Genomic DNA, 24,988 nt, shown 5'->3' on the forward strand with positions numbered 1-24,988 from the left:
ATGGCACGCGTCATCGCGATCGTGGGGCTCATCGCGCTGGTCTGCCAGTACGCCGCGCCGCCCGTCGACTCGTTCTTCACGAGCACGCCGCACCGGCTTCCCGGCTTGACCACGCCCGAGTTCCAGTTCCCGTCATTTGCAGGGAAGAGCAAGGCTGACGCGGCGAAGGCCGGGACCGTCCCCGGGGCCGAGCAGAGCCGCGGCGCGACCGCGACGCGCAGCTCCTCGACCGCCGCCGATGCGCCGCGTGGCGCGGCCGGTGCGGCGACGCAGCCGGGCTCCGAGCACGGGACGGCCGGCAGGTCCGGCGCCGCTTCCCGGGACACCGCCGCGGCGGGTGGCACGACGGCGGCCGGGCCGCATCGGACCGCCGCCGCGACCGCTCCGGCCGCCACGGCGCCGGCGACGCTCCCGATTATCGACAACCGCTACGGCGAGATCGCCGCTCCGGCGAAGTCGTCCGACGACGCCGAGCAGCGCGATCCGTTCGCCGGCCTGCCGACCGTCGAGGACTCGACCGGCGGCATGCCGACCGAGCTCAGCGACCCGGTCCTCGTGGCCCACGCCCAGACCGGCGACGACAACCCGTCGCTCGGCGAGCTCGTCGCCGCCGCCGGCCCGACAGCGAAGGCGAAGGTCTCGCCGGTCGTGCAGACGACGCCCGCCGCCGACCGTTCGGCGGCGAAGACCAAGAGCAAGGGCAAGGCGAACGGCAACGCCGCCAAGTCGAACGGCAACGGCAACGCCAAGCGGTCGCTCACGGCCGGCGAGGCGAGCTCGACCGGCGCCGCCGCCTCGGCCGCCGCCGGCGACAACGCCAGCTCGACCGGCGCCGCCGCTTCCGCTGCCGCCGGCGACAACCGGTCGGCGACCGGCGCCGAGCACGCCAAGGACCCGAAGCTCGACGACGACGCGACCGCCGCGCTCCTCGCGAAGGCGATCACCGCCCCGGACCCGGAGCCGATCGTCGTGGTGGTTCCGGCCACGACCGCCGCCGCGCTCGTCGCGGACGGGTCGGCCGACGTCGCGACCGGCGACGCCTCCTCCACCGCGGCCGGCGACGCGACGAGCGGCGACGACTCGTCCTCCGCCAAGGCCGGCGACGCGACGAGCGGGGACGACTCCTCTTCCGCCACGACCGGCGACGCGACGAGCGGCGACACCGCCGCCGCCCCGGCCGGCGACGTGACGAGCGGCGACTCCTCCTCGGACGCCGCCCTCGCCGCGGTGACGACCGACGCCTCTTCCGCCCCGGCCGGCGACACGACGATCGCCGCCGCACCGGCGGGCGACGCCGCCGCGATCACCGCGGCGACGACCGACCCCTCTTCCGCCGCTCCCGTCGCCGCGACCGACCCGGCTCCGGCCGCCGCCGTCGCGCCGGCCGACTCGACCCCGGCTCCCGCCGCGACGACCGAGTCGTCCGGCGACGCGATCGCCGCGAGCGGCTCCGACGACTCGACTGCCGCCGGCGACGAGCCGTCCGGCGCCGCCGATGTCGCTCCGGCGACGACGACGGTCGCTCCGGCCGCCGCGCCCGCTCCGGCTCCCGCGCCGGTCGTGGTCTCGGCTCCGGCGCCCGCCCCGGTCATGGTCTCCGTCGTCCTCGCCCCGCCCCCGCCGCCGCCGGTCTCGGCGGAGCTGCTGGCGGTCGGTGCGGACACGCTCGCCGACGCGGCGCTCATCGACGACACCGGCCTCGTCATCGAGACCCCGGAGCAGGCGGCGATCACGTCGCAGCAGCCCGGGTCCTCGACGACGGCGACCGGCGCCGCCGCCACCGGCGACTCGATCACCGGCATCGTCGCCGACGACGTCGCGGGCGACCTCACGCTGCAGGCCGCCGCGCCGGCCGACCCGGCCGACGACCTGCTGCCGGCCGGCCCGACGATGACCGCGATCACGACGACGGGCTCGGGCACCGGCGAGCGCTCCGGCGGCGACAACGCCCTCGGATCGACCTCGGCCGCCGCCGCGGCGCCGCCCACCACCGAGGACGCGCTCATCACCGCCGCGGCGCAGGACCTCATCTCCTCGGCCGTCGACACGCAGACCGCCCGCGGCCCCCCGCCCGCCGGCAGTCAGCTCATCCTCGCCGCCGAGGGTGGATCGATCGTCGCGGGTGACGCCCGCCTGACCTTCGCCCCCGGTGCGCTCCCCGCCGACGCGTTCGTGCGTGTGACCATCTCCACCACCACCGTCGCGGGCACCGGGATCCCGAGCCGCACGTACGACCTCCAGGCGTTCGACGCGGAGACCGGGACCGAGATCCACCTCTTCAACATCCCGCCGCAGCTCACGATCCTCACGGGGACGCCGTCGCAGCTGCTGTACCTCGACCCGTCCGGCGCCGTCGAGGAGATCGCGGCGAGCTACGACGAGTCGACCGGCGCGCTGACCGCGGGCCTCCCGCACTTCAGCACCTTCGCCGTCGTCGCCGGGACGATCCTCTACCAGCTCCTCGCCGACTACATCGGCGGCCAGCTGCCCGCCGCCGGCGAGTACTCGATCGGCGGCCTGCTCACGATCAAGAACCCGCACTTCACCGGCAGCGTCACCGGGTCGGGGCCCTACACGGGCGTCATCACGATCACCGCCGAGAGCGTGAAGTTCGGGACGATGGGCACCGCGGGCGCGGTCACCGGCACCTACACGCTGACCGGCCAGGCCGCGAACCGCGGGACGCTCTCGCTCGAGCTGACCGACCTCGACCTGACCGTCACGGACCTGGTCACCGTGAGCGCCGCGCTCGTCCGGCTCAGCGCCCACGACGACGGCACGACCTCCGAGGTCCTCATCGGCGCCTCGGGGATCACCGCGGTCCTCGGCCCGGCGGCCGGCCCGACGATCACGATCACGAACGGCCGCATCGGCCTGGCCTCGCGCAAGACCTCGAGCGACACCGACCCGAAGGTCGCGCTGAAGGTCAGCGGCGACGTCGCGGTCGGCGGGCTCACCGCCCTCCCGCTCGCCGGCAACGGCTGGGGCGCCTTCGTCAACGAGCTCGGCAACCTCTCCGGCGCGAACGCGATCAGCGTCGACACCGGCACCGAGACCGTCGCGCTCGACTTCGGCGCCAACGGCACCGGGCTCTCCGGCCGGACGTTCGGCGGCTCGCCGATAAACGACTCGCTCGTCCAGAAGATCGCCGAGATCCTCCTTGGCACGAGCGGCGCCGGCCCGGTCACCCCGCCGCCGGTGACGCTTTCCGACGTGAACCTCGGCGGCGTGGTGTCGATCTCGGCGCCGTCGCTCACGTTCAGCTCGATCAGCTGGAGCGGCACGGGCAACTCGCGCACGTTCACGGGCACCGTCACGATCAGCTCGGCCGGCGCGACGTTCGGCGGCGGCGCGTCGAGCGGCTCCACCGGAGCGATCACCGGCACCTACACGCTGAGCGGCAGCGCGGCCGACGCCGGCACGCTGACCCTCACCGTCGCGAACCTCGTCCTCGACCCGTCCGACTTCGCCCACCTCGGCGCGACGTCCGCCCGGCTGGAGCTGCACACGACGTCGACGACGACCGAGGTTCGCGTCGGCGCGGTCGGCGTCACCGGCCGGATCGGCAGCCAGACCGGTCCGCACGCGACGCTCACCGACGGCACGCTCGCGCTGGCGCTCCGCCGCGCGACGGGTGAGAGCGGCGCGAAGACCGCGCTGCGGATCACCGCCAAGGTCGCGATCGCGGGTGCCGACATCGCCGGTCTCACGATCGGCGGCAACTCGTCCTGGACGGGCGAGCTCAACGAGCTCGGCGACCTCTCGGGCGGCAACGCGATCACGGTGAACACCGGCGACGCGACGACGCCGACGCTGCAGCTGGCGATGAACGCGAACGGGATGTCGCTGACCGGCACCGCGACGCTGAAGCTCGGGTCCTTCGACGAGATCTCCGGGACCGTCGCGATCAGCCGGCTCGACGGCGACCGCATCAAGATCCACGTCTCCGCTCCGGCGGCTCCCGACTCCCTCGACCTCGGCGGCGGCTCGTTCACGTGGGGCGGCGTGACGCTGACCTACAGCGACGTCGTGATCAAGGGCACCGGCGCGTCGGCCAAGTTCAGCGGATCGATCGCCGTCGCCAGCACTGGCACCGGGTCGATCTCCGCCGGCGGGCTCACCGGCACGATCGGCACGATCAGCGGCAGCTACACCCTGACGGACGAGGCGGCCGACCGCGGCACCTGGATCCTCACCGCGACGAACCTCTCGCTGACCGGCGACTTCGCGTCGCTGTCGGCAGCGACCGTCGCCCTGCGCGTCACCGACACCGCGAGCTACACCGAGCTGCGCCTCGGTGCAACCGGCGCGCAGATCACGGTCGGCACCGGCCCGGTCGCCAAGGTCACCGGCGACCTCGGCCTCGTCGCCCGCAAGCCGACCGGCGGCTCGACGGCCTACGCGGTCGTCGTCGACGGCGCCGTTTCCGTCACCGGCGCGACCGGCGTCACGCTCGGCGGCACCGGGTGGCACGTCTCGCGCAACACGCTGACGACCGACTTCTCCGGCGCGAACGCGATCAGCGTCCCGACCGGCGGCACGGGCGCGATCGTCATCGACCTCGCGGCGAGCGCCGGCCCCTCGTTCTCGGGCAGCGGCGTGCTCCAGGTCGGCGACCTCGGGACGCTCGAGGGGACGTACGCGCTGGCGCTGAACGGGTCGAACCTCGACGTCGACATCACCTCCGCCGCCGCACGGGTAGCGGCCGGCGGCGCATCGGCGAAGGTGAGCGCGGCGCTCGTCGAGATCTCGATCACCTCGGGCGGCGCGTCCGGGACGATCGACGACGGGGCCGTGTCGCTCGAGGGGGTCCCCGGCCTGACGCTCACCGGGACGTTCGACGCGACGTTCAACACGGCGACCCCGTCGTTCTTGCTCTCCGGCACCGGCTCGCTGGCGATCGGCGGCTTCCTCGACCTCTCCGGCGACTTCGCGATCGGCGCGGGCACCGAGCAGGGCACGTCGCGCAAGGTCGTCAAGCTCGGCTTCAGCAAGACGAGCCCCGCCGTCAGCACCGGCCTGCTGCTCTTCTCCGACGGCACGTTCGCCGCCGAGGGCACGATCAGCGGCACGCTGCCGCCGCTCGTCAACGGGCTGACGCTGAGCGGCACGCTCACGCTCGAGATCAACACGACCGGCACGGAGATCGCCGACACGACGGTGCCCGGCGGCGCGACGGTCGGCTTCGGAGCGGGGGAGACGAACCTCTTCCGCGCCACCGCGACGAACGCGACGCTGTCGACGCAGTTCGGCGAGATCAGCGGCGGCTTCCAGCTCGCCCGCGACCTCGCGACCGGCGTGACGACCGCGACGGGCAGCGGCCTGACGCTCTTCGTCGGCGACCGCGGCACGCCGGGCGACGCGACCGACGACGCCGGCCTGTCGATCACGAGCGCGAGCCTCGACGCGCGGATCCTCGGCGGCGGCGCCTTCGCGCTGCGCCTCTCCGGCACGGCGGGCATCCTCGGCGTGAGCGGCGTGACGTTCTCGGCGCCGTTCGTCCTCGCGATCAACACGACCGCCGACGCGGTGACGCTCGCGACCGCGACGATCGCGCCCGGGACGAAGCAGCTCACCGCCACCGGGCTGACGCTGACCATCGCGAACGTCGCGACGCTCACCGCCGACCTGCTCGTTCAGCGCACGCCGGACGGCGAGGTCGTCCTGGCGGCGACGAACGCGACCGCGACGATCGGCAGCGCCACGGGCATCCGCGCCCGGCTGCGCGACGGCTCGCTGGTGCTGGTCCTCGGAGCGACGAAGGGCGAGTACGCTCTCCAGGCGGGCGGCACCGCCGAGATCCTCGGGATCCAGGGCGTGACCCTCGCCGGCCCGGTGAGCTTCAAGCGCAACACGAGCACCGACCGCATCACCCGCGAGGTCGTCGTCGCGGACGAGACCCGCACGATCGACGTCGAGGGCGCGACCAACTCGAGCACGCCGCGCCAGCGCTTCGGCGGCGACGGCGTCGCACTCGAGGTCCTCGGTCAGAAGCTGCTCGGCAACATCACCGTCGAGGTCAGCACGGACGACCTCACCGTGACCATCGCCAACACCGACGTCAGCCTCCTCGACGGCGTCGTCACCGCTCACGTCCCGACCGCCACGGCGACGATCGGGTTCAACCCGAAGAGCGTCACGCTGTCGGCGGCCAACGCGTCGGTCGCCGTGAACCTCCCCGGCGTCGGCGTGTCCGGCACGGTGACGATCGGCGTGGCGTTCACGCCCGACGACCTCAACCAGACGAACGACAAGGTCACGCTGTCGACGGGCAACGCCTTCGAGCTGACGATCGCCGGCCGGACGCTGACCGGCGGGTTCACCTTCGAGGCCGCCGGCGACGACCTGAAGATCGGGACCACCGGCTTCTCGGTGTCGATCGGCGACGTCGTCACCGTCGACGTGGCGAGCGGCCAGCTGCTCGTCGGCGCCGACGGGATCGCGGGCTCGCTCAACGCGACGATCACGACGCTCGACGTCCCGACGCTGAACTTCAACGGCGGCACCGTGAAGGTGCAGGTCAACACCCGCCCGGCGCCGGTGCTCGGGCTGCCGGCCGGCCCGTTCGTGCGGGTCGAGCTGGTCCTCGACGCCGCGCACGCGCTCACCGTCGAGGACAGCGACGGCAACGTGGTCGGCAAGTTGACCGGCGCGTTCCTGTTCGAGCAGTCGACCTCCGAGGGCCTCGAGCGCACGGTCATCGCGATGACCGGCGTGAGCATCTACGTCGGCAGCAGCGTCAGCCCGAACGTCGACAACGGCGAGGGCGCGTTCCTCGTCACCGACGCCGGCATCGCGGGGTACCTGTCCGGGACCGTGCAGATCCTCACCGACGGCGTGAAGGCCGGCGGCACGGGCCTGCTGCGCGTCAACACGACCGGCGACGCGGTCAACGCGACCGTCGTGGTCGGCGGCAAGACGATCACGATCGCGTTCACCGCGGCGGACGGCGACGTGTTCGCGCTGAGCTTCAGCAACGCCGCGATCCAGATCGGCGGCTTCCTCACGATCGAGGGCTCGTTCGGCACTCCGGCGAACGCCACGATCGACACCAAGGCCGCCACCGTCAGCGTCGGCAGCGGCCTGCGGATCTTCTTCGGCGACGGGCCGCCGACGCTCGCCGACGACACGCCCAACCCGCTCGCCCGCGGCTTCCTGCTGACGAACGCGAGCGTCGAGCTCATCCACTTCACGGCCGACGACGTGTACGCGATCGAGGCGGTCGGCGACGTCCAGCTGCTCGGGCTGCCGTCGGTGACCGTCAGCGGCCACATCCAGGTCCGCGCGAACGGCTACAGCAACACCTTCACCGCGAACGTCGACGTCGATGGCGACACGACCGTCGACGTCGCGATGGCGTTCACCGGCAGCGAGAAGAGCAGCGGCGGCGTGCCGTTCGTGTCGGTCACCGGCACGGGCATCGAGCTGCAGGTCCTCGGCCAGGTCCTCAGCGGCGACGTCGAGGTCACGCGCTCCGCGGCCGGCATGCTCATCTCCGCGACGAACGTCGGGCTGCAGTTCCGCGACGCCGACCCGACCACGGGCGCCCGCGGTCCCCCGCTGCTCAGCCTCACCAACGGCAAGGGCCAGCTGCGCGTCTCCAGCGCGGGCGCGGCCGGCGCCTTCGGCGGCACCGTGACGATCAACGTCCCGGGCATCACGCCGGCGTCGCAGAGCTTCCAGCTGTTCCTCAACACGACCGCCACCGACGCGCTCTCGCTGCGGACCGACCCGGCCGACAGCGGCACCGCGGTGACCGTCCCCGGCGGCCCGTACTTCAAGCTCAAGGCGCTCTCGGGTTCGATCTCGATCGCCGGCCAGTCCGTCTCCGGCACGTTCAGCTTCGAGCAGCAGCCGAGCGGCGCCGGCACGATCACCAAGCTCGCCGTCGCCAGCCTCCAGGTCTCGATCGGCGACGGGACCACCACCTTCCTCAGCCTCAACAACGGCAACGGCGCGCTGACCATCAGCCCCGACGGCGTCGCGGGCCGCATCGAGGTCACCGTCACGGCCGGGACCGCGCTGAGCGAGTTCGGCCTCTCCGCCGGCGTCAAGCTCGCGGTCGCGGTGAACACCACGTCGGCGGCCGCCGGCGACCTGCCCGCCGGGCCGTACCTGCGGATCGACGCGACCGCGCTGACGCTGTCGGTGACGATCAGCGGCGTCACCCAGTCGCTCACCGGCGACTTCTCCTTCGAGCGCACGGTGCGCAAGGTCGGCAACAGCACCTCCCCGGTCGTCCGGGTCGCCGCGCGCAACGTGGCGTTCTCGCTGCTCGCGGGCGGCCAGCCGGCCCTCACGCTCACCAACGGCGCCGGCAACGTGCTGCTGCTCGACGCGACGAAGCGCGCGATGGAGCTGTCGGGCACGGTCGCCTCGGTCCTGCCGGGCGTCTCCATCAGCGGCGCGATCACGCTGCAGCTGAACACGACCGGCGCCCCCGTGAACGAGTCGTTCAAGGCCGGCGGCATCGACACGCCGCTCGTCCTGCCGGACGGCAGCCCCGCCGGCACGTCCTTCCTGCGCTTCACCGGGACCGGCCTCGTGATCTCGGTCCTCGGCCAGGAGCTCGCCGGCGACGTCGTCTTCCAGCGGACGAACAGCGGCACGACGATCGGCATCGCGAACGCGTCGCTGAAGCTCGCCGGCGGCCTCGCCGCCGTCTCGGGCGCCTCGGCGTCGTTCACCGTCAGCGCCACCGGCATCAGCGGCACGTTCTCCGGCGCCGCCTCGCTCGCCGTCCCCGGCGTCTCCTTCGCGACGAACGTCACCGGCGACATCAACACGACCACCGGCTACGTCCGGATCACCGCCAGCGGCGGCCTCACCATCGCGGGCCAGTCGCTGAGCGGCACGTTCACGCTCGAGAAGAAGACGGTCAACGGCGCGGCCGTCGTCGCGATCGCCGCCTCCGCGGTGACCCTGTCGCTCGGGCCGCTCACGGTCTCGGCCGGCCAGGGCCAGCTCATCATCGCGCCGGACGGCGTCGCGGGCGGCTTCTCGGCGACGGTCAACGGCACGGTGCCCGATCTCATGACGCTGACGAACATCAGCGTGCGCGTGCTCGTCAACACGCGGCCGGGCGCGGTCGACGAGACGTTCACGGTCGGCACGTCGTCCGCGCGGCTCGTGCTGCCGGAGGGCTCGTTCGTCCGCGTCGAGGTCGTCATCCCCGAGGCGAGCCCGCTCGTCCTCGCGCCGGGCGGCACCACGATCGGCAAGCTCGCCGGCGCGTTCCTCTTCCAGCGCCAGCAGCTGCCCGGCAGCGCCGCGGTGACGATCATCGCGCTGAGCGGCATCAAGGCGTGGGTCGGCACCGCGACCGACCCGACGCTGACCGACGGCGAGGGCGCCTTCCTCGTCGCCCCGGACGGCGTCGCCGGCTTCTTCTCCGGCAAGGCGGCGTTCGCGAACGAGAGCGTCCAGCTCGGCGGGACGATCCTGCTTCGGGTCAACACGACGGCCGGCGCGGTGAGCCAGACCGTGAACGTCGGCGGCCGCGACCTCGTCATCGAGTTCACCGCCGCCCAGTCGGGCAACTACTTCTCGCCGTCGATCACCGGCGGTTCGATCAGCATCGCCGGCGTGGTCTTCGTCACCGGCAACGTGACGTACACGACCGACACGATCGCCGGGCTCGGGACCGCGCAGGTCTTCGCCGGCACCGGCCTGACCGTCTTCTTCGGCGACGGCCCGCCGACGATCGACGGCGGCGCGCCGAACCCGCTCGCGCGCGGCGTCATGCTCGAGAACGCGACGATCGGCGTCATCAAGGTCGACGGCGTGACTCCGAAGTACGCGTTCTACGCCAAGGGCACGATCAAGCTCGTCGGCTTCTCCGAGGCGTCCTTCGAGGGCGAGGTCGAGGTCCGCGTGAACACGTTCACCTCGGCGGTCGACCACGCGATCGCGCTGCCGGGCACCGACGACGAGGTCCTCGTCCAGTTCACCGGCGGCGAGGTCATGACCGGCACGACGGCCTTCACGCAGGTCACCGGCACGGGCCTCCGCCTCGACGTCTTCGGGCAGACGATCCAGGGCAACTTCAGCTTCGGGCGCTCGGGCGGCGAGCTGCGCATCGGCGTGTCGAACGTGACGATCGCGGTCGGCCCGGCGACCGGCGCCAACGGCGCGCGCGGTCCTCCGTTCTTCACGCTCACCAACGGCGCCGGCGACCTGCGCGTCTCCGCGGCGGGCATCGTCGGCGGCTTCGGCGGCACCGTCTCGGTCACCTTGCCGGGCGTCACGGGCCTCAACGGCGCGACCATCGACGTCCTCGTCAACACGACCCCGCAGGCGGCGGTCGGCCCGTTCACGGTCGGCAGCCGCACCATCGCCGGCATCCCCGCCGGGCCGTACCTGCGGCTGAACGGCACGTCGATCAACTTCTCGATCGCGGGCGTCAGCGTCGCCGCCGACCTCGGCTTCGAGCAGCGCGTCGAGGGAGGCGTCGAGGTCACGCGCCTCACGCTCTCGAACGTCGCGATCGACCTCGGCCCGGTCGAGATCTCGAACGGCAGCGGCAGCCTCCGCGTCAGCGCGGGCGGCATCGCCGGCACCGTCTCCGGCACGGTCGCCGTCACCGGCATCCCCGGCTTCTCGCTCGCCGCGACCGCCGCCGTCGCGATCAACACGACGAGCGCCGCGGTCGATGGCCTCCCGGCCGGGCCGTACCTGCGCATCGACGTCACCGGCGCGACCATCGCGGTCGCCGGCCAGGTCCTCAGCTTCGACGCGTCGATCGAGCAGCTCGCGGGCGGCAAGCTCAAGATCGCGGTCGCCAACGCGTCCTTCATCGTCACCGCCGGCGGGCAGCAAGTCGCCGCGCTGACCGGTGGCACGGGCACCGTGCTCGTGCTCTCCACCGGCCTCGCGGCGGACCTGGCCGGCACGGTCAGCGTCTCGATCCCCGGCGTCACGCTCGAGGGCAGCCTCCGCGTGCAGCTCAACTCGACGCCGGCGAACGTCAACGAGACCTTCAGCGTGGCGGGCGTCGACCAGACGCTCGTTCTGCCGGCGCCGGTCAACGCTTCGACGCCCTACCTGCGGCTCGCCGGGACCGGCATCGTCCTCCACGTCCTCGGCCAGGAGCTCGCGGGCGACGTCACGATCGAGCGCGCGGGCACGACGACCACCCTCACGGTCGCCAACGCGTCGCTCTCGCTCGCCGGCGGCATCGTCTCGCTCAGCGACGCGAACGCCTCGCTGACGGTCACGCCCGCCGGGATCGAGGGGACGTTCCAGGGCACGGTCGCGGTGAACCTGCCCGCGGTCCAGTTCGAGGCGGACATGGACGTCTCGATCGACACGCGGCCCGCGACCCAGCACCTCCGCGTCGAGGCCTCGAACCTCTCGCTGACCGTCGCGGGGATCGAGCTCAGCCAGGCCACCATCAGCTTCGAGCGCTCGCTCGTCAACGGCGTCCCGGTCGTGAAGGCCGCGCTCTCCGGCGGCCACCTCTCGTTCGGCGACTTCGTCACGATCGAGGACGCGTCCGGCGAGCTCGTGCTCGCGCCCGACGGCATCGCCGGCCGCCTCTCCGCCACGGCGGACATCGACGCCGCGGGCCTCATCACCGCGACGGGCATCACCGTCGGCATCGAGGTCAACACGCGGCCGACCGCGGTCAACGAGACGTTCCTCGTCGGCGGCACCCAGAAGACGCTGTCGCTGCCGGCCGGGCCGTTCCTGCGCGTCGAGGTCCTCATCCCCGAGGCGACGCCGCTGACCATCGCGGGCGGCGCGGGCAAGATCGCGGGCGCCTTCTTCTTCCAGCAGCAGACCGCGACGACGATCGTCGCCGTCGCGGGCCTGAAGGCCTGGGTCGGCGGCACGGGCGAGCCGATCCTCAAGGACGGCGAAGGCGTCTTCATCCTCAAGACGGGCACCGCCGCCGAGACCGGCTTCGCGGGCTACGTCAGCGGCAAGGTCGCGGTGAACACCGGCGCCGTCGGCGTCAGCGGCAACGTCCTGCTGCGCGTCAACACGATCGACGAGGGCATCGACCAGACGGTGTCCTTCGGTGGCCGCGACCTCGTCGTCTCGTTCGGCCCGAGCGCGACGGACGTCTTCGCGTTCTCCGTCACCGGCGCCTCGATCAACATCGCCAACGTCGTCACCGTCGACGGCAACGTCTCGTTCGAGACGAAGAACCTCGGCGGGTCGCTCGGCAGCGTCGAGGTCTTCGCGGGCACCGGCCTGAAGGTGTTCTTCGGCGACGGCCCGGCGACGATGGACGACGGCTCGCCGAACCCGCTCGCCCGCGGCATCCTCATCTCGGACGCCACCGTCGGGATGATCCGCAAGGCCGACGGCAGCGCCTACGCCTTCGACGCGCGCGGCACGATCCAGGTCCTCGGCTTCCCCGGCCTGACGCTCTCCGGCGAGATCCGCGTCCGGGTCAACAGCTTCGGGTTCGCGATCGAGCAGACGCTGACGATCCCCGGCGACGGCGGCGACGTCGTCGTGAAGTTCCTCGACAGCGAGAAGAAGACCGCGGCCGGTCAGCCGTTCGCGTCGGTCAGCGGCCTCGGCCTCCAGCTGTCGATCCTCGGCCAGAGCGTCTCGGGCGACTTCTCCTTCGTCCGCAACGCCGAGGGCCTGCGCATCGGCGTCAAGAACGGCGCCTTCTCCTTCGGCGACCCGGCCAACCCGGCGGTCTCGCTCACCGGCGGCGTCGGCGAGCTGCTCGTCACGCCGGCCGGCATCGCCGGCGGCTTCGGCGGCACGATCGCCGTGAACCTGCCGAGCGTCGAGCTGACCGGCACGTTCGACGTCCTGCTGAACACGACGCCGAGCGCGGTGCCCGGGCCGTTCGTGCTCAACGCCGCCGGCACGCGGAGCATCACGACGATCCCCGCCGGCCCGTACGTGCGGATCACCGGCATCGGCGCGTCGCTCAAGGTCGCGGGCCAGACGCTGTCGGGCGACTTCACGATCGAGCGCACGACGGTCGGCGGCGCGACGACCACCAGCGTCACGGCGTCGAACGTCACGCTCACCCTCGGCGACGGCACCACCACCTTCCTGAGCCTCACCAAGGGCGAGGGCAGCCTGCTCCTGACGCCGGCCGGCGTCGCGGGCCGGATCAGCGCCGACGTCTCCGTCAGCAACGTCCCCGGCTTCGCGCTCAGCGGCCGCCTCTCGATCGCGGTCAACAGCACCGGCGCGGCGGTGGGCGACCTGCCCGCGGGGCCGTACCTGCGCGTCGAGGCGATCGGCGTGTCGGCGTCCTTCCTCGGCCAGACGTTCTCCGGCGACTTCGCGTTCGAGCGCACGACGCGCACGACGGCGACGGGCGCCGTCCCGGTGGTCCGGGTCGGCGCGACGAACGTCTCGTTCGCGCTGACGGCGGGCGGCCAGCCGGTCGTGACGCTGACGAACGGCAGCGGCCTGCTGCTGCTGAACGGCACCGGCGTCGCCGCCGACATCGGCGGCACGATCGCCGTCTCGATCCCGGGCGTCGGCCTCACCGGCACGCTGCGCCTGCAGCTCAACACGACCGGCGCGGCGGTCAACGAGGTCATCAAGGTCGGGACCGCCGACCTCCTGCTCGCCGTCCCGGCGCCGGCGAGCCCGACGACGCCGTACCTGCGCCTCACCGGCACGGGGCTCAGCCTCGACGTCCTCGGCCAGCAGCTCTCCGGCGACGTGTCCTTCACGCGCGACGGCGCCACGACGACGATCACGATCGCCAACGGCGCGCTGTCGATCGGCGGCGGCCTCGTCTCGATGGCGAACGTCGCGGCGAACCTGACGATCGCCCCGACCGGCACGTTCGGCACCTTCTCCGGCACCGTCTCGATCGGTGTCCCCGGCGTCTCGTTCGGCGCCGCGCTCAACGTCTCGATCGACACGCGGCCGGCGACGCAGAAGCTCCGCCTCGAGGCGACCGGGATCAACCTCACGATCGCCGGCCAGACGATCAACGGCAACTTCGTCCTGGAGCGCTCCGTCGTCGGGACCGCGGCCGTCGTGAAGATCGCGATCTCCAACGCGAACCTGAACCTCGGCAGCGGCCTCGTCACCATCAGCGGCGCCTCCGGCCAGTTCGTGATCGCGCCCGACGGCGTCGCGGGCCAGATCAACGCCAACGCGAGCGTCAACATCCCCGGCCTGATGACCGCGACGGCAGCGGTCGCCGTCCAGGTCAACACGCGGCCGGGCCCGGTCAACGAGACGTTCGAGATCGGCGGCACGACGGCGACGCTGCAGCTGCCGGCCGGCCCGTTCCTGCGGATCCAGATCGTCATCCCGGACAGCGCCCCGTTCACGGTGCTCAGCACGGCCAAGCTCAGCGGCACGCTCCTGGTCGAGCGGTCCGGCACCACGACGATCGTCGGCGTCACCGGCCTGAAGGCCGACCTCGACGGCGACAACAACCCCGAGCTCACCAACGGCGAGGGCGCGTTCATCGTGCTGCCGACCGGCGTCGCCGGCTTCGTCTCCGGCACCGTGTCGGTCGGCGCGGGTGGCGCGGTCGGCGTCAGCGGCGAGGTCCTGCTGCGGCTGAACACGACGGCCGGCGCGGTCGACCAGACGGTCACCGTCGGGACGCGCACGCTCGTCGTGAAGTTCGCCACCGGCAACGTCATCGAGGTCGCCGTCTCGAACGCGCGGATCACGATCGCCGACTTCGTCTCGATCGAGGGCAGCGTCTCGTACACCGACGGCGCCGTCCCCGGCACGAAGGTCTTCGCCGGCGAGAACCTGACGATCTTCCTCGGCCGCGGCCCGCTGAAGCTCGACGACGGCACGACGAACCCGCTCGCCACCGGCGTCGCCCTGACCGGCGGTCGCATCGGCCTCGTCAAGAACGTGGCGGCCGGGACCTACGCGCTGGTCGCCGAGGGCACGGTCAGCCTCGTCGGCATCCCCGGCATCACGATCGGCGGCACGGTCAGCGTCCGGATCAACACGCTCGGCACCGCGATCGACCAGACGCTGACGATCCCCGGCAGCAACGGGTCCGGCGTCGAGGTCAAGTTCACGGACGGCCTCACCGTCAAGCGCTTCGAGGTCACGGGCGCGCAGATCTCGGTCGCCGGCCAGAGCATCACGGCGGACCTCAGCTTCGAGCGCACGGCCTCCGGCGACGTCACCGTCGGGGTCGCGAACTTCGGCCTCTCGCTCGGCGGCGTCACGGTCTCCGACGGCGAGGGCGCCTTCGTCCTCACCGCCGCCGGCGCCGCGGCCACGATCTCGGCGCACGTCGAGCTGCCGAACGACATCTTCGAGGGCACGCTCGCGCTCGCGATCAACACCACCGCGGCGCCGGTCAACCGCACCGTCGGCGTCGGCGGCACCACGATCGCGCTCGACCTGCCGGCCGGCCCGTACCTGCGCATCGAGGGCACGCAGCTCTCGCTCAACTTCGCCGGCCAGTCGCTCAAGGCCGACATCGCGGTCGAGCGGCGGACGACGACCGGCGGCACGACCGTCACGACGATCGCGCTCGCCAACGTCGAGCTGAAGCTCACCGCCGGGTCGACCGACATCGCGAAGCTGACGGGCGGCGAGGGCGCGCTCGTCCTCGGCGCGACCGGCGTCGCCGGGCGCCTGAGCGGCCAGGTCTCGCTGACGCTGCCGGCCGGCGTGTCCTTCACCGGCAACGTCTCCGTCGCGATCAACACGACCTTCGCCGCCGTCGACCAGACGCTCGAGGTGGGGGCGGGGACGGTCCGCGTCAACGTGCCCGCCGGCCCGTACGTCCGCTTCGAGGGCACCGGCCTGCAGATCAGCGTGCTCGGCCAGTCGCTGTCCGGCGACATCGCGATCGAGAAGGCGACCGCACTCGGCAGCGACGGCGTGCCGGGCGGGGCCGCGGGCACGCCGGCCGAGGACCGCACGGTCGTTCGCGTCGCGCTCGCCAACGTCTCGCTCGCCTTCGGCGGCGCGACGCCGATCCTCACCGTCACCAACGGCAGCGGCGCGCTGCTGCTCGACGGCACGGGCATCGCCGGCTCGTTCGCCGGCACGATCGCGGTGAACATCCCGAGCGTCGCGCTCGCGGGCACGCTGGCCATCCAGATCAACACGACCGGCAGCGCGGTCAAGGAGACGCTGAAGGTCGGGACGACCAGCGTCGTCCTCGACCTCGTCGCCGGCCCGTACCTCCAGGTCGCGGGCACCGGCATCACGCTGACGATCGCCGGCCAGAGCCTCGCGGGCGACGTCATCTTCACCCGGTCGACCAGCCCGGCGGGCGTCGTCACCACGAAGATCAAGCTCGCGAACGTCAAGCTGCGCCTCGGCGGCACGCAGGCCTCGCCGATCGTGTCGGTCGATCAGACGAGCACGCCGGCCGAGTTCGTCATCACCCCGGCGGGCGTCGCCGGCGCGATCAGCATCACGCTCGCGGTGAACCTGCCCGGCATCACGCTCGCGCTGCAGAACGGCGGGTCGCTGAGCATCGCGATCAACACCACCACGACGGCGCAGACGGTCGCCGGGACCACGCTTCCGGCCGGCCCGTACCTGCGCGTCAACGCGACGAAGGCCGAGCTCACGATCCTCGGCCAGTCGATCAAGGGCGACTTCGCGTTCGAGCAGCTGACGAGCGCGACCGGCCAGGTCGTTCGGGTCGGCGCGGCGAACGTCGCGGTCGACCTCGCGGGCGCGGTCCAGCTGAGCAACGGCACCGGCCTCTTCGTCGTCGCGCCCGACGGCATCGCCGGCCGCCTGCAGGTTGGCGTCGCGCTGAACGTCCCCGGCGTCACGCTCGGCGGCACCTTCGAGCTGCTGCTCAACACCACCGCCGCTGCGGTGAACCAGACGATGCAGGTCGGCAACGGCACGGTCAGCCTGTCGGTCCCGGCCGGCCCGTACGTGCGCGTCGCGGGCACCGGCGTCACGCTCAACGTCGCGGGCCAGTCGCTCAGCGGCGACTTCTCCATCGAGAAGGTCACGACGACGAGCGGCCTGTCGCGCGTCCGGATCGCCGCGACCAACGTCTCGCTCAGCCTCGGCGACGGCACGAAGACGTTCGTCGAGCTGAAGGACGGCGAGGGCCTCTTCCTCCTCAGCGGCACGATCGTCGCCGCGCACGTCTCCGCGACCGCGGTGCTGCAGAACGTCCCGGGCGTCGCGCTCTCCGGGACCCTCGCCTTCGACCTCAACACGAGCACGACGACCGACGTCGACGAGGAGTTCGTCGTCGGCGGCCTGCCGCGCCGGCTGACGGTCGCGAAGAACACGCTCGGCGTCCAGGGCACCGACGTCTCGCTGACGCTCTTCAACACGATCACGCTGAGCGGCGACTTCACCTTCAAGCGGACGACGAACAAGGTCCAGCTGACGCTCGCGAACGTCGAGCTCGCGCTGAGCGTCGGCGGCGCGGACCTCGTCAAGGTCACCGGCGGCGCCGGCGACCTGACGCTCGAGACCATCGGCGGCGTCGGCGTCGTCTACGGCTTCTTCAACGGCACCGTCCAGATCCAGGTCCCGAACGTCGCGTTCAACGCCACGCTGAAGGTGCGGATCAACACGTCGGCGTCCGACCAGACCGTCGACGGAACCACCGCGAAGGCCAAGTCGCTGCGGATCAGCGGCATCGGCGTCAAGCTCACGGTCGCCGGCCAGGTCCTCGAGGGCAACTTCGCGATCGAGCGCACCGAGCCGTCGCCCGGCCAGGCGATCGTCAGCGTCGCCGTCTCCGGCGTCGGCTTCAAGCTGATGGCCGGCGCGACGGAGCTGGTCAGCGTCACCGGCATCACCGGCGCGCTGCTCATCACGCCGCTCGGGATCGCGGCGCAGTTCACCGCGTCGTCGCCGACGTTCAACCTGCCGGGCCTCGGCGTCACGGTCAGCACGATCGATCTGAAGATCAACACCGGGCCCGCCGCGGTGAAGCGGACGTTCAGCGTCGAGCTGCCGAACGGGACGACGAGCTCGATCACGCTCGACGTCGCCGCCGGCCCGCTGCTGCAGGTCGCCCTCACGGGCGCGCAGGTCTGCATCGGCCCGTGCGGCAGCGCGGTCATCAAGTTCGGCGGCAACTTCGTCCTCGACCAGAGCAGCAAGCCGGGCTTCGGTGCCGTGTCCGCGTCCTTCGGGCAGAACGGCGTCTCGCTCGGGACCGCCGACGTGGACGGCGACGGCGACCTCGACGCGATCGTCGGCGGCGCGAGCTCCACCCAGCTGCTCCTCAACGACGGGACGGGCACCTTCACGAGCTCGACGCTGCTGGCGTCGGGGGCGAAGGCGATCGCGTTCGCCGACGTCGACGGCGACGGCGACCAAGACGCGATCCTCGTCAACGAGACGACGAAGGTCCTGCTCAACGGCGGCACGGCCGCGACGTCGCTGAGCGCAGCGGCCGCGCAGAGCGCCACGACGCTGACCGTCGGCTCGCTCACCGGCCTCAAGACGACCGGCACCAACACCGCCCGCGTGGGCGACATCACGGTCACGTACACGGGCGTCAACGCCGGCCTCTCGCAGCTCACCGGCGTCACCGGCGTCACGAAGGCGCTGCCGATCGGCACGCCGGTCCGCCAGTGGCAGGGCTTCGCCACCGCGTCGCCGATCGACCTGTCGACCGCTGGCGCGAACTCGGTCGCCACCGGCGACGTCGACGGCGACGGCCGCGTCGACATCGTCGTCGGCGTCGGCGCCTCGGGCATCAAGCTCTTCCGCAACCGCGGCGTGGCCACGACGACGCTCGCCCTGGACCTCGACGCGACGGCGACGTCGGTCAAGGTGCAGCAGCTCGCCGGCTTCCTGAGCACGGGCACGATCACCATCGGCGGCACCGAGACCGTCGCCTACACGGCCACGGCGCCCGGGACGCCGCCGTCGATCACCACGGCGACGCGCACGAACGGCGTCGCCCACACCGCTGGCGAGACGATCGTGTCCGGCTGGCAGGGCTTCCTCGCCGGCGAGAGCCCGGCCGTCACCGGCACGGTGATCGGGGTCGCGCTCGGCGACGTCGACACGGACGGCGACCTCGACCTCCTCGCGACCGTCGCCAACGGCAACCACCAGCTGCTGCGCAACAACGCGCGGGCGACGACGACGCTGCGCACGGCGGTCGACGAGAACGCGAGCGACCTCCCGGTCGCCACCGTCGCCGGCTTCGCGACGACGAACGGCACGCTGACGATCGGCACCGAGCAGGTCACCTACACCGGCGTCGACACGACCGCCGACGCCAACAAGTTCACCGGCGTCACCCGCGGCGCCAACCAGACGGCCAAGGTCGCGCATGACGCGAACGCCTCGGTGACGAGCAGCTGGCTCGGCTTCGCGACGGGCACCACCGTCAACGGCGGCAACAACGCGGTCGCGGCCGCGCTCGGCGACGTCGACGGCGACGACGACCTCGACATCGTGGTCATCCGCAGCGGGGCCGCCACAGAGCTGCTGAAGAACCAGGGCTACGGCGCCGACACGACGTGGGACGGCTTCGCCGCCGCCGCGGCGCTGGCGACGCTGCCGGCCACCTCGACCTCGACCGGCCTCGCGCTCGGCGACCTCGACGGCGACGGCCGGCTCGACGTCGTCGTGTCGCGCTCGGGCGCGAACGGGCCGCTCGCCTACTTCAACCGCGGCGTCGACGCCTCCGGCGCCTGGCTCGGCTTCAAGGACGGCATCGACGTGGCCCCGAACCCGGCGCCCGCCGGCAGCGTCGCCACCGACAACGCCGCCGTCGTCATCGCCAACGTCGACACCGACAGCGACGGCGATCTGCTCCTCACCTCCTCGGCGAACGGCACGCGCCTCGTGCGCAACGTCCCCGAGCCGCTCACGCGCATCGGGCTCTCGAACATCACCGTCTCGCTGACGCCGAGCACCGGCGCCGGGTCGGGCAGCGGCGCGAGCCCGCTGTCGCTGTCGCAGGGCCAGGGTGCGTTCATCCTCGCCAACGGCGGCGTCGCCGGATCGTTCTCCGCGAAGGTCGACAGCACCGTCGGGCCGTTCAGCGCGAACATCGTCGCCGGCGTCCGCTTCAACAACACCGGCCGGTCCTGGGACGAGGTCATCGAGGTCGGCGGCGTGACCGTGCCGGTCAGGTTCACGTCGACCGAGACCGGCTCCCCGAGCGCGTTCGTCGAGATCTCCGGCTCCGGGATCATCCGGTTCGGCAACTTCGTCGAGATCGCCGCCGGCAACATCACGATCGGGTCGACGGCGACGTCGCTCTCGAACGTCACGATCTTCATCGGGAACGGCCCCGGCTTCCTCGACGTCGCGTCCCCGGCGCCCGGCGTCTTCCTGAAGAACCCCGACGCCAAGGGGCTCTACGTCGCCGTCACGACCGGCAAGGTCATCGAGGCGGGCACGGGTCGCGCGATCTACGCGAAGGGCTCGGTCAGCCTCCAGGGCATCCCGGGCGTCACGTTCGAGGGCACCGACTTCGTCGTGAAGTTCAACGACACCGGCGCGACGCAGTTCACCGGCACGTCCGAGGAGGTCCTCAACAACGCACGCTCCGCCTCCGGCACGGTGAAGCTCGCGGTCGCCGGGATGGAGCTGAACGGGACCTTCTCGTTCAGCAAGGACGCGGTCACGCTCGCCACGAAGATCGGGCTCTCGGGCGTCGAGCTCAAGCTCGGCGACGCCCCGGCGGGCGGCCAGCCGCCGGTCAAGGTCACCATCGCGTCGGGCGAGCTGACGATCGCCTCGACGGGCGTGTTCGGCCGCTTCACCGGCGTCGGCGTCGTCACCTCGGTGCCGGGCGTCATCTTCGACAGCGGGGCCGGGACGCTCGAGTTCAACACGACGCCGAACCCGCAGACGGTCACCGGCCCGTTCGTGCTGCCGGCCAACTCGGTGCGCGTCCAGATCGGCTCGGCCGGCTCGCCGCTGAACCTCGAGATCGCGGGCCAGAAGCTCAGCGGCATCTTCGTCTTCGACCAGGTCCAGGGCGCGCAGGCGCCGGGCTCGCCGGGCGCGCCGCCGAAGGTCGTCCGCGTGGCGGTCCTCAACGCCGAGCTCTTCGTCGGCGTCAAGGGCAGCGATCCCGACCCCGCCGTCCACACCGACGACACCGGCGTCTACCTGAAGAACGCCGAGGGCTTCTTCGTCGTCTCGCCGGCCGGCCTCGCCGGGCGCCTGGGCGGGACGCTCGAGGTCCGGATCCCGGGCGATCCGTTCACCTTCACCGGCACGTTCGGCATCGCGGTGAACACCGGCAGCAAGGCGGTCAGTGAGACGCTGACGGTCGACGGCGACCAGATCTCGCTGACGCTGCCCGCCGGCCCGTACCTGCGCATCGAGGGCACCGGCGTCCAGCTCGGCTTCGCCGGCCAGAAGATCAGCGGCGACTTCGCCTTCGAGCAGGCCCGCACCGGCACCACCGCGACCGACGTCGTCACGCGCATCGTCGCGCGCAACGTCAGCGCCTCCTTCGGCGACGGGACGAACACCTTCGCCACGCTGTCCAACGGCTCGGGCTTCTTCGTCCTCGGCGATCCCGATGGCCCGAGCAACCCGCTGGCGGCCGGCGTCGCGGGCAAGATCGGCGGCTCCGTCGCGGTGACCATCCCCGGCGTCGACCTCAGCGGCGACTTCTCGCTGACGATCAACACGCTCACCGTCGCCGTGACGTCGACGATGACGTTCGGCCCGCAGGCCGAGCAGACCCGGGGCGTCGCGGTCGGCGACGTCAACGGCGACGGCCGGCCCGACCTCGTCGTCGCGACGGCGACCGCGGGCGCGACCGACCAGAAGAACCTGCTGTACCTCAACGACGGCGACGGCGACCCGTACGACCTGCTGAACGCGATCGAGATCGGCGCCACCGCGGGCGACGCGGCCGACAGCAACGCCGTCGCGCTGGCCGACGTCGACAACGACGGCGACCTCGACCTCGTCGTCGCGAACGTCGGCGCGAACGCCCTCTACCTCAACGACGGCACCGGCGTCTTCACGCGCAACACGAGCGTGAGCCTCGGCTCCGGCGGCACCGCCGTCGCGGTCGGCGACGTCACGCACGACGGCTTCGCCGACATCGTCATCGGCAACGACAACGCGGCGCCGAAGCTCTTCAAGAACGCGGGCGTCAGCGGCACGACGTGGCAGGGCTACGCCGCCGGCGCCGACCTCGGCGCGATCGCCGCCGGCGCGAAGACGACCGCGCTCGTGCTCGCCGACCTCAACGAGGACGGCTGGAACGACCTCATCGTCGGCAACGCCGGCGGCGCGACGCAGGTCTACCGCAACGCGAAGGACGCGGCGACGCCGTTCACCACGCCGCCGACGGAGCTCGGTGCGGCGACCGCCGCGACGAAGGCGCTCGCGGTCGGCGACGTCAACGGCGACGGCTTCCTCGACCTCGTCCAGGGCAACGACGCGCAGGACGACCAGATCTTCCTCGCGGGTGCGAACGGCACGAGCTTCCTCGCCGGCACGGCGCTCGCCGGGTCGACCGCGACGAAGACGTCGTCGCTGGCGATCCTCGACATCGACGGCGATGGCGACCTCGACGTCGTCGAGGGGAACGGCCCGTCGGCCGCGAACAAGCTCTACGAGAACAAGGGCGTCAGCGGCACGTGGGGCGGCTTCGAGAACCCCGTCGACATCGACGGCGGCGCCGCCGACTCGACCGTCGCGCTCGCGCTCGGCGACTTCGACGGCGACGGCAAGGCCGACCTGGTGGTCGCCAACACCGGCGCGCCCGGCAGCCAGGTCCTCCTCGGCGACGGCGAGGGCGCCCTGACCCGCAGCGGCACGCTCGGCGCCGTGACGCTCAGCGTCGCCAAGGGCCCGCTGCTCGCGATCAGCGCCTCGAACGTCTCGCTCACGATCCTCGAGCAGACGCTCACGATCGACACCTTCGAGCTGACGCAGTTCACGACGAACGACGGCTCACGGATCGTCACCGTCCACGTCGAGAACGCGAAGCTCGCGCTGACCGGGATCGGCGACATCACGGTCAACGGCGACCTGACGGTCACGAAGGCCGGGCTGGGCGCGAAGTTCACGGTCGGCACCTCACTGGCGCTCGGCACCGGCATCACCGTCAGCGGCGGCCTCGAGATCCGGATCAACACCGCGACGACGCCGATCGTGCTGAAGGACGGGACGCAGCTGCCGTCCGGCAAGTACCTGCGCATCGAGGGCCAGACCGTCGAGATCCGCATCGACGTCAGCGGTCCGGGGACGACGGACGACATCGTCCTGTCGGGCAGCCTGCTCGTGCAGCAGACGACGAACGGCACCGGCCAGGCGAAGACGATCCTCGCCTTCAGCGGCGTCACCGTCTCGCTGGGGCCGGACTTCCAGAACGTCCTGCAGAACGCCTCGGGCATCTTCGTCATCCAGACCGCGGGTCTCGCCGGCCAGCTCTCCGGCACGGTCAACCTGCCGGCGAGCCTGCCCTTCTCGCTGCAGGGCACGTTCGGCTTCGCGATCAACCGCACGGGGATCGCGGTCGACGAGACGGTCACGGTCGGCGGCCAGACGCTCTCGCTCAAGCTGACGAGCGGCAACTTCACGCGGGTCTCCGGCACCGGCGTCCGGCTCGCCGTCGCGGGGCAGACGCTGACCGGCGACTTCGCCATCGAGCTCACCACGACCTCGACGCTGCTGACCGCCAAGAACGTCTCGCTGAGCCTCGGCGACGGGACCACCGAGATCGTCAAGGTGACCAACGGCTCCGGCTCGTTCCTGATCGACCGGACCGTGGCGCACCCGGGCCTCGCCGGCAAGCTGAGCGCGACCGTCGCGCTCAACATCCCGGGCGTCACGCTCAGCGGCACGCTCGCCCTCGAGCTGAACACCACCGGCATCGCGCAGAACGGCATGACGGCGGGCAACTACCTGCGCGTCGGCGCGACTGGGATCTCGCTGAGCGTCGCCGGCCAGACGCTGAAGGGCGACTTCTTCTTCGAGCAGACGACCCGCAAGGCGGCCGACGGCACGTTCACCGCGCGCGTCACGAAGCTCGCGGCGACGAACGTCGAGATCTTCCTCGGCGACGACGGCGGGACGCCCGGCAACCTGCCGGCCGACATCGACGACGACCTCGGCATCCGCCTCTACAACGGCAGCGCGCAGCTGCTGATCACGCCGCAGGGCATCGCCGGCTCGTTCACCGTGCAGTTCGAGCTGCGCGGCATCGACGACTTCGTCACGCTGCCCGCCGGCGCGACGTTCTCGCTGAAGATCAACACGACGACCGCCGCCGTCGACGAGACCTTCAAGATCACCGGCTCGCCGGACCTCCACCTGGTCCTGCCCAAGGGTCCGTACCTGCGCGCCGAGCTGAACCTCCCGGCGCCCGGGCTGACGATCTTCGGCCAGACGCTCACCGGCGACTTCGCGTTCGAGCGCATCACGAGCGCCGGGCCCGACAAGGTCGTGGGCACCGCCGACGACACGCAGGTCATGCGGATCGCCGCGGCGAACGTCGGCCTCTTCCTCGGCGACGCGGGCGTGGCCGGCACGAACGACGACATCGGCGTCACGGTCAGCAACGGCACCGCGCTCTTCCTCGTCACGCCGAACGGCATCGCCGGCCGCGTCAGCGCGGACGCGACCATCCGCTTCCTGCCGGGCGCGGGCATCACGGCCAACGTCACGCTCGAGCTCAACCAGCTGACGGGCGCGGGCGGCGCCGGCGTCGCGGTCAACGAGTCCTTCAGCGTCGGCGGCCAGACGCAGACGCTCGTGCTGCCGGCGGGCCCGTACCTGAAGGTCGCCGTCACCGGCCTGCAGTTCTCGATCGCCGGCCAGTCGCTGAGCGGCGACGTGACCTTCATCCGCTCGGGCGTCAACGGCGTGAACAAGACGATCTCGTTCGCGAACGTCGGCCTGCGGCTCGGCACGCCGGACCGCGACATCGTCGTCGTGAGCAACGGCTCCGGCACCGTGAACATCGGGGCCGGCGGCATCACGGGGACGATCAACGCCACGATCACCGTCGACATCCCGGGCGTCGCGGCCGGCGGCACGTTCAGGGTCGACTTCGACACGCGCACGGCGACGTCGTTCCTGAAGGTCGCGGGCACGAACGTCTTCCTGACGATCGCCGGCCAGACGC

General features: G+C 72.1%; 1 protein-coding gene (running past one end of the window). It reads left to right on the forward strand.

The features are described 5' to 3' along the window. On the forward strand, positions 1-24,988 hold the start of the coding sequence (locus AC1UE4_RS19275; RefSeq protein WP_482918932.1) for an FG-GAP-like repeat-containing protein. The gene runs 25,202 nt beyond the window's last position; only the first 24,988 of its 50,190 coding nucleotides appear in the window; its start codon is at positions 1-3; its stop codon lies off the right edge, out of view.

It is taken from the genome of Parviterribacter kavangonensis, from assembly GCF_056863335.1.